Source organism: Pseudomonas sp. WS 5532 (assembly GCF_012985445.1).
Classification (GTDB): Bacteria; Pseudomonadota; Gammaproteobacteria; order Pseudomonadales; family Pseudomonadaceae; genus Aquipseudomonas; species Aquipseudomonas edaphica.
In genome coordinates this window covers 32,522-44,655 of sequence record NZ_JAAQWK010000023.1, presented here as the reverse complement: position 1 = coordinate 44,655, position 12,134 = coordinate 32,522, and the positions used below count along the sequence as shown (strand labels likewise).

General features: G+C 59.2%; 16 protein-coding genes and 1 pseudogene. 8 read left to right on the top strand and 9 right to left on the bottom strand.

Annotation, left to right across the window (positions count from 1 at the left end; translation table 11 throughout):
* Positions 1-232: 232 nt before the first annotated feature.
* Together HBO23_RS28150 and HBO23_RS28145 are read right to left on the bottom strand one after the other, a co-directional pair.
* Positions 233-1,459, bottom strand: a complete 1,227-nt coding sequence (locus tag HBO23_RS28150; RefSeq protein ID WP_170040569.1) for an MFS transporter — start codon at positions 1,457-1,459, stop codon at positions 233-235.
* A gap of 394 nt (positions 1,460-1,853) precedes the next feature.
* Positions 1,854-2,726, bottom strand: a complete 873-nt coding sequence (locus HBO23_RS28145) for a DUF6216 family protein (protein ID WP_170040568.1) — start codon at positions 2,724-2,726, stop codon at positions 1,854-1,856.
* 275 nt (positions 2,727-3,001) lie between these two features.
* Between HBO23_RS28145 and HBO23_RS28140 the strand changes: the two genes are divergently transcribed.
* From HBO23_RS28140 to HBO23_RS34075, 6 genes and pseudogenes are all read left to right on the top strand, one after another.
* Positions 3,002-3,256 carry a hypothetical protein gene (locus tag HBO23_RS28140; protein ID WP_017137348.1) on the top strand — a complete coding sequence of 85 codons (255 nt, stop codon included), beginning with the start codon at positions 3,002-3,004 and terminating at the stop codon, positions 3,254-3,256.
* A 143-nt stretch (positions 3,257-3,399) separates the two neighbouring features.
* The gene (locus HBO23_RS28135) at positions 3,400-3,951 is read left to right on the top strand and encodes a cytochrome b (protein WP_170040567.1); all 552 of its coding nucleotides are present in this window, start codon (positions 3,400-3,402) and stop codon (positions 3,949-3,951) included.
* Positions 3,952-3,991: 40 nt separating this feature from the next.
* Positions 3,992-4,543, top strand: a complete 552-nt coding sequence (locus tag HBO23_RS28130; RefSeq protein ID WP_017137350.1) for a tetratricopeptide repeat protein — start codon at positions 3,992-3,994, stop codon at positions 4,541-4,543.
* A gap of 60 nt (positions 4,544-4,603) precedes the next feature.
* Positions 4,604-5,101 carry an RNA polymerase sigma factor gene (locus HBO23_RS28125; protein WP_099548645.1) on the top strand — a complete coding sequence of 166 codons (498 nt, stop codon included), beginning with the start codon at positions 4,604-4,606 and terminating at the stop codon, positions 5,099-5,101.
* Complete coding sequence (locus HBO23_RS28120) at positions 5,098-5,865, top strand: transcriptional regulator (RefSeq protein ID WP_170040566.1); 768 nt, start codon at positions 5,098-5,100, stop codon at positions 5,863-5,865. The genes HBO23_RS28125 and HBO23_RS28120 overlap by 4 nt, the downstream gene beginning before the upstream one ends.
* A 20-nt stretch (positions 5,866-5,885) precedes the next feature.
* Positions 5,886-6,121 (top strand): annotated as a pseudogene (locus HBO23_RS34075) (histone deacetylase family protein); the annotation flags it as partial.
* Between the two features lie 92 nt (positions 6,122-6,213).
* On the opposite strand, the gene HBO23_RS28110 reads toward HBO23_RS34075, so the two are convergent.
* The 3 genes from HBO23_RS28110 to HBO23_RS28100 are packed head-to-tail and all read right to left on the bottom strand — an operon-like array spanning position 6,214 to position 7,735.
* Positions 6,214-7,092, bottom strand: coding sequence for a hypothetical protein (locus tag HBO23_RS28110; protein ID WP_170040565.1), 879 nt, complete (start codon positions 7,090-7,092; stop codon positions 6,214-6,216).
* Between the two features lie 50 nt (positions 7,093-7,142).
* Positions 7,143-7,457, bottom strand: a complete 315-nt coding sequence (locus HBO23_RS28105; RefSeq protein ID WP_017137355.1) for a type II toxin-antitoxin system RelE/ParE family toxin — start codon at positions 7,455-7,457, stop codon at positions 7,143-7,145.
* Positions 7,454-7,735: a type II toxin-antitoxin system ParD family antitoxin gene (locus HBO23_RS28100; protein ID WP_026013723.1), complete on the bottom strand. Its 282-nt coding sequence runs from the start codon at positions 7,733-7,735 to the stop codon at positions 7,454-7,456. Before HBO23_RS28100 ends, HBO23_RS28105 begins: the two co-directional genes overlap by 4 nt.
* 344 nt (positions 7,736-8,079) lie before the next feature.
* Here HBO23_RS28100 and HBO23_RS28095 point away from each other — a divergent pair, with 344 nt between their 5' ends.
* Positions 8,080-8,982 carry a LysR family transcriptional regulator gene (locus tag HBO23_RS28095; protein ID WP_017137357.1) on the top strand — a complete coding sequence of 301 codons (903 nt, stop codon included), beginning with the start codon at positions 8,080-8,082 and terminating at the stop codon, positions 8,980-8,982.
* Here HBO23_RS28095 and HBO23_RS28090 read toward each other — a convergent pair.
* Together HBO23_RS28090 and HBO23_RS28085 are read right to left on the bottom strand one after the other, a co-directional pair.
* Complete coding sequence (locus tag HBO23_RS28090; RefSeq protein ID WP_017137358.1) at positions 8,974-9,732, bottom strand: substrate-binding domain-containing protein; 759 nt, start codon at positions 9,730-9,732, stop codon at positions 8,974-8,976. The genes HBO23_RS28095 and HBO23_RS28090 overlap by 9 nt on opposite strands.
* Positions 9,732-11,036 carry an MFS transporter gene (locus HBO23_RS28085; RefSeq protein WP_170040564.1) on the bottom strand — a complete coding sequence of 435 codons (1,305 nt, stop codon included), beginning with the start codon at positions 11,034-11,036 and terminating at the stop codon, positions 9,732-9,734. Before HBO23_RS28085 ends, HBO23_RS28090 begins: the two co-directional genes overlap by 1 nt.
* Before the next feature lie 197 nt (positions 11,037-11,233).
* On the opposite strand from HBO23_RS28085, the gene HBO23_RS28080 reads away from it, so the two are divergent.
* Entirely contained in the window at positions 11,234-11,380 is a 147-nt protein-coding gene (locus HBO23_RS28080) for a hypothetical protein (RefSeq protein ID WP_017137360.1), read from the top strand.
* A 125-nt stretch (positions 11,381-11,505) separates the two neighbouring features.
* Here HBO23_RS28080 and HBO23_RS28075 read toward each other — a convergent pair whose 3' ends face one another.
* Together HBO23_RS28075 and HBO23_RS28070 are read right to left on the bottom strand one after the other, a co-directional pair.
* A complete protein-coding gene (locus tag HBO23_RS28075; protein WP_017137361.1) occupies positions 11,506-11,898 on the bottom strand; it encodes a VOC family protein in 393 nt (130 codons plus the stop codon).
* A 31-nt stretch (positions 11,899-11,929) separates the two neighbouring features.
* Positions 11,930-12,109, bottom strand: a complete 180-nt coding sequence (locus tag HBO23_RS28070) for a hypothetical protein (protein WP_017137362.1) — start codon at positions 12,107-12,109, stop codon at positions 11,930-11,932.
* Positions 12,110-12,134: the final 25 nt, after the last annotated feature.

Genomic DNA, 12,134 nt, shown 5'->3' with positions numbered 1-12,134 from the left:
TTTGGGAACACTCATTACTGGGCGTTTCCAAATGCGTGATTACCGGTGGCATTGGCTCTGCAGCTATCATGGGCCTCGCGCAATTGATCGAGAATGCTCAGGCATTGGTCGACGCTGCACTTGAGCGTCATGCCCCAACGGATAAACCAGGCAACTAACCCTCTACCCCTGAAACAAAAAAAGCCTGCCGAGCTTAATGTTCAGCAGGCTTTTTAGTGGTTAACGAGTCGTATCAGCCAGGCTGCGCCGCCAAGCTATTACTCACATTACGCCCCAACACCAGCACGGTCACAAATCCAAGCCCCACCAGCGCCGTGGCCAGGCTCAAGAGCATTGCGCTGCCCATCTGGTCCACGATCCGGCCGCCAAAGAATGAACCCAGGGCGATGATCACTTGGAACAGAGCAACGAACAGCGGCATGCCGCGTTCGACGTCTTTAGGTGCGACCACAAACATCCAGATACTCGCGCAGGCCGGGAAGGCGCCGAAGGCGAAGCCCCAGAGTGCGATCAGCATCGCGGCGCCGGTCATGCCGGTGGCGAAGTGAGGGAACAGCGCGGTGCTGGTGCCGATCATCAGCGCGACCAGCAGCAGGGTGTGACGCACGCTGCGGTTGGCGGCGAAACCGGCAAAGACGTTGCCCATCACGCCGGCCACGCCATACAGCAGCAACAGTGAGCCGATGGTCGGGCCGTCGAAGCCGGAACTGTTTTTGAAGAACGGCGCGACATAGGTGTAGGCAGCAAAGTGCGCCAGGCCGATCAGCAGCACGGCGATCAAGCCGACCCGCGCTTGTGGGTTGATAAACAAGGCCGGCAGGTCACGGATCTGGATAGCCTTTTCCGGGGTGAGTCGCGGCAGCAGGAACACCTGCGCCAGCAGCACCGGCACGCCGACAATCGCGGTCACCAGGAAGGTCATGCGCCAGCCCATCAGGCCACTGAGCCAGGTGCCGACGGGTACGCCCAGCACGGTGGCCAGGGTCACGCCCATCATGATGATCGAGGTAGCCTTCGCTACGCCTACGCCCTTGGGCGCCAAGCGGCCGCTGAGGGCAATGGCCGTGGCCCAGAAGCCGCCGATGCTGATGCCGAGCAGGACACGGCCGAACAGCAGCAGGCTGAAGTCGCTGGCGTAGGCCACTACCGTGTTGGCGATGATCATGATCAGCGTCAGGCCGATCAGCAGGTAACGACGGTCCATGCCGCCAATGATCACCGACAGCAACGGCGCGGCGAGGGCGGCCATGATGCCGGGCAGCGTGACCATCAGGCCAGCGTGACCGGCACTGATGCCCAGGTCGCTGGCGACGTCATTGAGCACGCCCACCGGCAGAAACTCACTGGTTACCAGGGCGAAAGCGCCTACGGCGACCGAGAGAATCGCCAGCCACTGCTGTTTGACACTTTGTTGATTATTTTCGGGACGGCCGCTGTGGGCCTGGCTGGGGCTTGGCATAGTGTCGGTTCCAGAAGGAATGTCGCCTGAAGCCAGGCGAAGGGGAGGGAAAGTGGAGGCGATTATAGGAACCGGTGCTGGCAATCACACAGGCGCTCGTTTCGATAATAACCATCAGTGCAATCGATTCGACGCTCTGGGACGGCCTTGATGGTCGGTGAGCCAGCCTGCTATGGCAAGTAGCCTTGTGGCGAGCAGGCTTTTTGTGGCGAGCAGGCTTGCCCTGCGTTGGGCTGCGTAGCGGCCCTAAAACCTGCCACCGCGATCCTCCCCCCTGACACTCGGCGCGTGGGATGGGGCGGCTTCGCCGCCCAACGCAGGGCAAGCCTGCTCGCCACAACAAGCCAGCTTGCTACATCAAGGACAACAGACCTGCTTGCCACAGTGACAGTGTTTACGGTTGAGCGGCGGTCTCTGCGGTCGTATTTGTACTCTGCGCGGTCATCTGGTCATGGAGTTTGCGGGCAACGCCCAAACGCGAGAGCTTGGTCAAAATACAGAAGACCGCACATATCGACAGGCAGGCGATGAACAGCAAAAAGCCTTTTTGCTCTTTCAACCCGGTTTTTACATTTTCACCATAAGTGGGCGAAAGAAATAGCGTGCAAATGGTATTGATGGTGCTTTCCGAGAAGTCCTCGTTATAGAACTTTTCCAGTGCCGTTGGTGATTTGCACTCGTCCACAGACAGCGTTTCGCTGGGCCAGAAATGGAATTTGGCGTTGTTTTCCGACAGATAGAAAGACGGCACGTCCGCGGCTTTTTTCAACGACACCATCAGGTAGCTGGAGTCAGCCAATGGCGGCGTGATGCTGATAATCGCCAGGAAGAAGATGCCCAACCCCAAATACAAATTACGTTTAAAGGGTGTGATCATTGCCTCTTTAAGCGATAACTGAGTGAAGTCTTTCCAGTCAATGTACTTTCTGATTCTGGCCACATCGTTGTAACTGAAGTGGTTATCAGTGATCCATTTATCCGCCTGCCGCGCGTGTTCCAGGTTTTGTGCGGGGATATTGAATTCGAACCGATAGTATTCAACTTCGCGCAGGTCTTTGCGGGTGGCTTCATATTTTGGGTTTTCAAACGTGGTCGAGCCACCGAAAAACCGCCACATCAAATCACGCAGAAAAATCAGCGAGCCTGAGCGCGAGTAGATATATAAAACCAGCGCACATATTGCCAGGCCACTGAGCAACCCGACGATGGCGGCGTAGTTTTGGAATGTCCAGGTGACGATATTGTCGTTGAGTGCAGGTTGGGACATGCAGGGTCATCCTTGAAGGGTTATTAGAGCGGCCTGCTGGCGAAGTTGCCGTGACTGGCCGGGCGGAAATCTAATAAAAACAAGGCGACTTTTCAAACATTATCATTGTGTGAACATCGAACTGGGCGGGTACTACATAGCGCTGGAATCTTTCTTACGTGTTTTAAAAACAAAGGCTACAGCCAGTTCGTTGCGAACGGATATTTAACTCACTATCTTCTGACTACGAGACGTTCACTCGTAGGCTTTCCCCTCAAACGCAAAGGAAATGCACCATGAGCAAAAACACCAAAAAGACCTCCAGCACCCTGGCGACGTTGGCCGCCGAAACCTTGAATAATCCAAACGCCTCGGCCATAGCCAAGAGCCTGGCTGCGTCGGCGCTGTCCCAGACCGGTACTGATAAGCAGACGAGTGCACACATGGAGGAAAAGGCCGGCAAAGCCCTTCAAAGCGATAAATACAGTGAGGAGACCAAATCCCTGGCTGCATCGGTCCTCTCTCAAGCTAACAAAGAGCGGGGAAACTGAGTCATAAAAACCGCATAAAAACGCCCCGTCGTTGAATCAGCGACGGGGCTTCTTGGTTTCCCGATCAGCAAAAATTATTCGCCCCCCACCGAATAACTTTCGCCACTGCGGTGTTCACTTCACAGATCACCCAGGAAACGCCCATGAACACAGCATCCGACCGCTACGACCGCCTGACCCGCAGCTTCCACTGGCTGACCGCCGCCGTGGTGATCTTCATGTTTGCCAGTGCGCATATCTGGGAAGTCCTGGAGAAGGGCACACCGCTGCGCAAGGGCCTGCAAGCGCTGCATATCTCTTTAGGTATCGTCATGGCGCTGTTGATTGCCGCGCGGATTGTGTGGCGTATGTTCGGCGGCAATCGGCCCAAGGCCGACAGTCACCCGGCGCTTAACCTGCTGGCGAAATTAGCGCATGGTTGCCTGTACCTGTTGCTGGTGTCGCAGATTGTGTTGGGCTTCCTGTTTCGCTGGGCTCAAGGTGAACCCTTCAATTTTTTCGGACTGTTTGCCGTGCCCGCGCCTTTTGTGATCGATCATGCCTGGCGGGGCACCTTGGGCGGCCTGCATAACAATGTGGCCTGGGCGATCATCCTGCTGGCGGGTGTGCATGCCATTGCTGCGCTATGGCATCACTACGTGTTGGGCGACGGCACCTTGCGCCGGATGTTGCCGGGCGCACGCAATGCGCTTTAACAGTGATGTTTCCTCCCTATCGTTACGGAGTAAGACAACCATGAAGGCTCGCCACGAACACCCTGTCACCTACCGCACCGCGCTGGTCTTCGGCGCTTGCCTGGCCGCCGCTTTGCTCGCAGGCCAGGCCCACGCCTCCGGCGATGAGTCGGCCCCGCCCAAGCCCAACTGCCCCAAGGGCCAGGTCTGGGACACCAAGACCGGCAAGTGCGTGCTGCAAACCAGCAAGGCCACCTCCGACGCCGACCGCACCGATTACGCCTACCGCCTGGCCAAGGATGGGCGCTTTGATGAGGCGCTGGCCTTGCTCGACACTCTGCAAAATCCCAACACCGCCAAGGCCCTCAACTATCGCGGCTACGCCACGCGCAAGCTGGGGCGCACCGATGAAGGCATCGGTTATTACCTGAAGTCGGTCGCGCTTGACCCCAACTACGCACAGGTTCGCGAGTACCTGGGCGAGGCCTATGTGATCAAGGGCCGGGTCGACCTGGCGCAAGAGCAACTGGTGAAAATCAAAGCCTTGTGCAGTACCACCTGCGAAGAATACGAAGACCTGGCCGCAGCCATCGCCGCAGCGCCACAGGCTTGAACGCCGTGAACCTGTCCGCAGGAGGCAGCCATCGTTCGGGACGCTGAGTTTCGCCGCGAGTTGGGCCAATTGTTGCCACGCTTGTGGCGATACGGTTGGGTGTTGTCGCGGCAAAAGCACCTGGCCGAAGATCTGGTGCAAGCCACCTGCGTAAGGGCCTTGGAGCGTGCCGGGCAATTTGTGGCCGGCACGCGCCTGGATCGCTGGTTGCTGGCGATCATGCACTCGATCTGGCTCAACGAACTGCGCTCGCAACGGGTGCGCCAAGGGCAGGGGTTTGTTGATGCCGAGCAGGTGCTGTCGTTTGATGGCGAGCGCCAGGCGCAGGAACAGATACTGGCCGCACAAGTGATCAAGCGCGTTAACGGTTTGCCCGAAGCGCAGCGCGAAACCGTGTTTCTGGCGTATGTCGAAGGGCTTTCATACAAGGAAATTGCCGAAATCCTGCAGATACCTATGGGCACGGTGATGAGCCGGTTGGCGGCCGCCCGCATTAAGCTGGCCGAAGCCGCCTCCCCAACAGCCCGGCAGGATAAAGCCAACGGAGAACGGCGATGAGCCACACTGACACACCGTCCGATGAGCAGTTATCGGCTTATCTGGATGGCGAACTGAGCGCAGACCAACATCAACGGATCGCCGACCAGGCCAGCGCTGACCCGGCGCTTGCCGCACGCCTGGACGCATTGCGCTGCGCTGACTTGCCGTTCAAGGCCGCCTTCGACACGGTGCTGGAACACGCCCCGACTGAACGCCTGCACGCAATGCTCAACGCCTTGCCACCGGCGCCGCCCCAAGCCTGGAGCCGGCGGCGTTTTCTTGCCGTGGCTGCGAGTTTCGCAGTAGCTGGCGTGGCGGCCGATCGCCTGTTCTTGGGGGGGCAACGTACTGAACCCGGCCAAGGCTGGCGGGCCTCGGTGGCCGAATACATGGCCTTGTATACGCCCCAGACCCTGGAAAACCTCAGCCTCGACCCGGCCTCCCACACGGCCCAGTTGACCGCCGTGGGCGCACTACTGGGCGTGTCGTTATCGCCTGAGTCCGTGAGCCTGCCTGGCGCCGAATTCCGACGGGCGCAGATCCTCGACTATGACGGCGTGTTGATCGGTCAACTCACCTACCTCGACCCACGCCACGGGCCTTTGGCACTGTGCATCACCGCCAGTAAAAAGGGCATGCAGCCGTTGGCCAGCGAACAGCGCCGAGGCCTGAACGTGGTGTATTGGGCCAACCCTGCGCATGCTTTTATGCTGATTGGGAGAAACCCGGTTGAGGATTTGCAGCACATGGCCATTGGTGTCGAGAGCCGCTTGCCGGCCTGACCTCGGTGAGTCGTCGTCCGCAGCGCGTCGCCGTGCTCGACACCGACCTGCACCACGGTCAAGGTTTCCAGGAGATTTTCTACGAGCGGGACGACGTGCTGTATGTGTCCATCCACGGCGCCCGTGAAGCCGTGTTCTTCGACAAGCTCGAACTGGCCCTGCGGCGCTGAAGGACTTTTCGGCGGATGCGCTGGTGTTGTCCCTGGGCTTTGAAATTTGCGAGCTGGACCCGCAAAGCAAAGTCGCGGTGACGCGCGTCTGGCGAGAGGTGGTGTCGCGATAGAAGATGTCCTGTTGATTTTATGACAGGTTCGCGAGCATTCAAATTGGCCCGTACTGCAAAATTTTTTAAGGCGACAGCGTGCGAGTCTCAGGCGTCAACTCCAACACCCGATTCCTCCCGCCTTCCGCCAGCAGATAAGTGCCTCGATTCGTCGGCACAATTGACTGCGGCGCCTTCAGGAACGACAAAATCGTCTGTTGCCGCCCCTGTTTATCAATGAGCAGCAACCTTGCCCGGTGCGTCGAATCTTCATTCACCCACAGCCCGCGCTCATCGCACATCAAGAACGTGGGTTTGTTCAAGCCTGCCAGCACCACCGGATCGCTGCCGTCGTCGGTCAGTTCGCGCACCACGCCTTTTTTCTTTTCGGTGTAGAGCATTCGGCCGTCGGTGCAACGGGTGATGGACTCGCCTTCGTGCAGCTTGTCGCGTATGACAGTCAGCGATTGGTCACTCCAGCGGTAACGCAAAAGTCGCCCGTTGTCTTTGCGGTCTTCGATGGCGTAGAGGTCGTCGCCCTCGACCCACAGGCCTTGCACGTTTTCGCCGCGAAACAGCTCGGTCACCACGCCGTCCTTGAGAAAGCTGACCGGGGCGTCGCCGGTTTCCTGGCTGAACACCCAACCGCCATGGGTGGCGAACATGCCATCGGGCTTGGACAGGCTGCCCACCACCACGTCACGTCGCCCGTCGGGATGGATACGCACGATGCTGCCTTTGGCGTCATTGAGTTCCTGGCTGATCATCAGCGAGCCATCCGGCATGGGCATCAATGACGCGGCTTTGGGCACGTCACTGTGCACGGTTTGCACGCTCCAGCCGGTCGCCGCGCTGACGGGGTAGAAGCTTTGCCAGGCGAAAAAGCCCAGGGTCGCAACAGCCAGCAAGCCGGTCAGGCTTAACACCCAGCGCAAAGGTCGACGCGGGTTTGGGGTGTTAGTCATTTTTTCTTCCTTGTTTTTGGGCGCGCCGTCGTTGGGCGTGATGCTTGCTCTCACCCATGATTCTGAAATTGGGCGGCGTAATCCTGGCCGCCGTAAAACACGCCCAGGATCGACACGGCTTCAGTCTCGGCGGCCACGCTGAATGCGATGGCGGTGGTATGCCGGTAATGGGTGATGCGCAAGGCAGGCAGCAGGTCGTTACGGCATTTACCACGCAATGGAAACACACTAAGGCTGTCGCAGTAGCTGATGATGTTGTCGATAAAACGTGCTGCAGCATCGGGGGCTTCGGTTTTGCTGATGTAGTCTTCAAGGGCGTCCAGTTGGGCTAACGCCTCAGGCGCAAAGGCTACCGTATAGCTCACGGTTTTTCTGTACCGGTTCGCTGGCGTTTTGCTGCCATGTGTTCGCGAACCTGCTCGGTGGAGAGCGCTCGGCCAGGGGCTGCCTCGAGAGCGGCGGCGGCGGGGATCACCTGGTCGCGCAACCAGTCTTCCATGGCGCGATCACGGGCCATCAGCGCCCTGAGGCCGTCGCGTATCACTTCACTTTCGCTCGCATATTCACCGGAGGTGACCTTGGCTTTGACCAGGGCGGCCATCTCGAGTGGCAAGGTAATGCTCATTTGCTGGGTTGAGCGCATGTCGAAGCCTGCGGACAGTGGGTAGGATTCAATCCTACTCGACCATTGGCGTGTTGCAAGGAGCAACTGACCGATGTCGGTATCCGGCGTCTCATCGTCGATCCAAAATAGGTAGGGGTTCTGGCAGGTTTCCATGAGCGTTTCTCTCTCCTGTTGAGTAACTCAGGCTGCAAGTATTGACGCTTTTCAGCGACTGCGTGGCGCCACTCAGCCAATAACGCACTGATATGTATGACTTCATATTTGTAGCAGGGTTATTAACGCCAACCGTCCCTGCACGCATGGCGCCTTACCACCGGCCATACGATAATGCCCCCCAAATCGACCACACTGGCCCATCCCCCGTGATCATCAACTTCGACCTCAACGACCTCCAAGCCTTCCGCGCCGTGGTAGACAAGGGCAGTTTTCGCGGCGCCGCCGAGGCCATCCGCATCTCACAGCCAGCCCTGAGCCGGCGTATCGAAAAGCTCGAGTCCGCCCTTGACGTAAAGCTGTTCGAACGCACCACGCGCCGGGTCAGCCTGACCATGGTCGGGCGCGCGTTTCTGCCTCAGGTGGAGCGCATTCTCGACGACCTCGACATCGCCTTGATGGGTATCAGTAACGTCGCCTCCACGCGCATGGGCAACGTGACCATCGCCTGCGTGCCGTCCACCGCGTATTACTTCATGCCCCACGTGATCTCCGAATTTCACAAGCTATACCCGAAGATTCGCCTGCGTGTGCTGGATGCCAGCGCCGGTGAGGTGTGCAATGCGGTGGAAAGCGGTGAGGCGGATTTCGGCGTGAGTTTCAGCGGCAGCCTGGCCGATGAAGTGGAGTTCGAGTTGCTGTTCCAGGAGCGCTATGTGCTGGCCTGCCGCCGTGACCATGAGTTGGCCGAACGCGACAGCGTAAGCTGGGCCGAAGCCTACGAGCACGACTACATCACCGTCGACAAAACGTCGGGCAACCGCTTCCTGCTGGACCAGGCTTTGCGCGGCGTGCGGGTGAAAAAGCCGAGTATCTGCGAGACCCACCACGTGACCACCATGATCGGGCTGGTGGAGGCGGGGCTGGGCGTGGCGATGGTACCGTCGATTGCGATGCCGGCGTGCGAACACCCGATTCTGGTGAGTGTGCCGCTGATCGAGCCGCAGGTGATGCGCCATGTGGGCTTGATAAAACGCCGCGGGCGGACATTGCCGCCAGCGGCGCTGGAGTTGGAGCGGTTGGTGCGCGAGATGCCGTTTCGGTCAGTGTGAAACCGAGTCCAGGCCGGTGGATTGCACCACCGGTTGCGCTTCGGGCGAGGCCAGGAACTGCAGCAACGCCTTGGCCTGGGCCGGGTGTTCGGCGTTGACCGGAATGCCCGCCGCAAAGCGCGTCACCGACTGCACGTCTTCCGGGATCTTGCCCACGTAGGTCACGCCCGGCACCGGCAACAATTCCGCCACTTGCTGCAGGCCCACCTCGTAATCACCCTTGGCGACCACTGAAGCCACCGGGATGCGTTCGATCATGCTGCCCTTGGCGGGCATGCCGAGCTTCTTGAACAACTCCTTCTCGACATACACACCGCTGGCGCTGTCCGAATACGCCACGGACTTGGCCTGGCTCAGCACTGCCTTCAGCTCGGCATCGGTGCCGATCGCAGGTTTGGCTGCGCCGGCTTTGACCACCAGGCCGATGCGCGAATCCGCCAGTTCCACACGGGACGCCGGGTCGACCTTGCCTTGTTTGATCAAGTCATCCAGGGCATAGCCGACCATGATCACCACATCGGCGTGTTCGCCACGGGCCAGGCGGTTGGGGATCGCCTCCGGCGCCTTGCCCATCGACGGGCCTAGGATGGTGTCCAGGGTGTCGCCGCTGTGCTCGGCATATTGCGGGCCGAGCAATTTATAGGCGGCGGTGAAACCGCCGGAGGTCATCACCTTGAGCTGTTCGGCCTGGGCCGTCAGCGCCAGGGCGCCGAGGGCCAGGGCCGTCAGGGTTTTCAATAGCGTCTTCATTACACCGCCCCCTGCATGACTTGGCCACGCGTGTTGGCATGACGGTACAGCGCCAGGGTCGAACACAGGGCGCACAACGCGGCAAACATCATCCAATAGGCCGGCGAGGCTTTGTCGCCAGTGATGTGAATGAACCACGTGGAGATCGCCGGCGTGAAGCCACCGAAGATCGCCGTTGCCAGGCTATAGGCCAGGGAGAAGCCCGCCACACGCACTTCCACCGGCATGATTTCGGTCAGCGCCGGGATCATCGCGCCGTTGTACATGCCGTACAGGAACGAGAACCACAGCAGGGTTTCGAGCATATGCGCAAAGCTTGGCGCATTGACCACGAACGACAGCGCCGGGTAGGCGGTGATCACGGTCAGGGCGGTCATTGCGACCAGCACCGGCTTACGGCCAAAACGGTCACTCAGGGTGCCGCCGATCGGCAGCCAGACAAAGTTCGACACGGCCACCAGCAAGGTCACCAGCAGGGCGTCGGAGGTGCTCAGTTGCAGCACGGTCTTGCCGAAGGTCGGCGCGTATACCGTGATCAAGTAGAACGCGGTGGTGGTCATGGCCACCATCAGCATGCCGCCGATCACCACACTCCAGTTTTTCACCAGGGTCGCCAGCACTTCGCGCATGGTCGGGCGATGCTTGCGGTTGGCGAACTCTTCGGTCTCCTGCAAGTTGCGACGCAGCACGAAGATGAACGGGATGATCACGCAGCCGAGGGCGAACGGAATGCGCCAGCCCCAATCGGCAACGACCGAGGGTTCCATCCACACATTCAGGCCGTAGCCCAGTGCGGCGGCCACTACGATGGAGATCTGTTGGCTGCCCGACTGCCAGCTGGTGTAGAAGCCTTTGCGGCCTGGCGTAGCCATTTCAGACAGGTAAACCGACACACCGCCCAGTTCTGCGCCAGCCGAGAAGCCTTGCAGCAGGCGGCCCAGCAGCACCAGCAACGGCGCCCACAGGCCAATGGTCTGGTACCCCGGCACGAGCACGATCAGCAACGTACCGCTGGCCATGATCGACAGGGTCACGATCAAGCCTTTGCGACGACCGACGTCATCGATATAGGCACCCAGGATAATCGCGCCCAGGGGCCGCATCAGGAAGCCTGCACCGAACACGGCGAAGGTCATCATTAATGACGCAAACTCATTAGCGGCGGGGAAGAACGCGGCAGCGATATAGGTGGCGTAGAAGCCGAACAGAAAGAAGTCGAACTGTTCGAGGAAGTTGCCCGAAGTAACGCGGAATACCGCACCAACTTTCGAGCGGGCAGAGTCGGGCCGGGAAGGGCTAGTCATGGTTTTGTGTCTCCAGCGTTCTTTTTAAAGTGCTTGTTTCGCTTAAGACCGCGGATAGTGGCTGACACATTTAGAAATGATAAGTGAGTAATTTGGATGCATTGATGCGTTTTAGCTATCAATCAGCAGGTCCGCCAAAATCTCACTGCTGTTCTATGCTTCAGAAGTGACCAATTTCTTATGGAAGGGAGGTGCGTATGGGTGACGAGCACAAACGTCAGGACGAGCCGGAGCACGAGCAGGCCCGGCGGCAACGCGAAGAAGACAAGCCGCAGACCTGGAAACATCCGGACGACGGCACCGAGCTGTCCGAGCGCGATCAGGAGCGACCGCTCAAGCCGTGAATTCCAAGGCGATGATGATCAAACTGTGGGAGCTGGCTTGCCTGCGATGGCGGCGGGTCAGTCTCTACATCTGTGCCTGACACACCGCTATCGCAGGCAAGCCAGCTCCCACAATGTTTCTGTGTTCAGCCCACTATCGGCGTACACAACTCCACCAGCGTGCCATCCGGGCAGCGCACATAAGACACCACTTGCCCCCAGGGCTTGGTGCTCGGTGGCGACAGCTCCTTCGCACCGTGTAACAGCGCCTTGGCATGGGCGACGAATACATCCTCGGTGACAAACCCCACCTCCATCCCCAGCGGTTTTCGGGAGGCGTGCGCCTCGACGTGCCCGCCGTCGAAGTTCATTTCGCCCAGTTCATGCGCGGCAAACGACAGCGTGGTGTCCCCCGTTTCCAGCTCGCCATAAGTGCCGGATTCATGCAAAAACCGGCGACTGAACCCAAAGGCTGCTTCAAAGAATGCCAGTGACGCGGCAACGTCGGGCACATAGATAATGGTGTAGGCGAATTTCAAGATAGGCAGTCCTTGCAGAAAAAGTGACAGTTCATGAAGCCAATACTGAGATAGGAAAACCCCACGCCAGCACCCAATAGGCCACTGCCGCGGCCAGGCATAAGCCAATAAACACCCGCGTCAGTGTCCTGACGGTAGGGTTGGCAATGAACCGGACGACCCAGAGGCAGAGCCCGGCGACGACCATGGCCAAGGCAATAATGACCAGCACGATGGCGTTCCTTTGACCTTCAAGC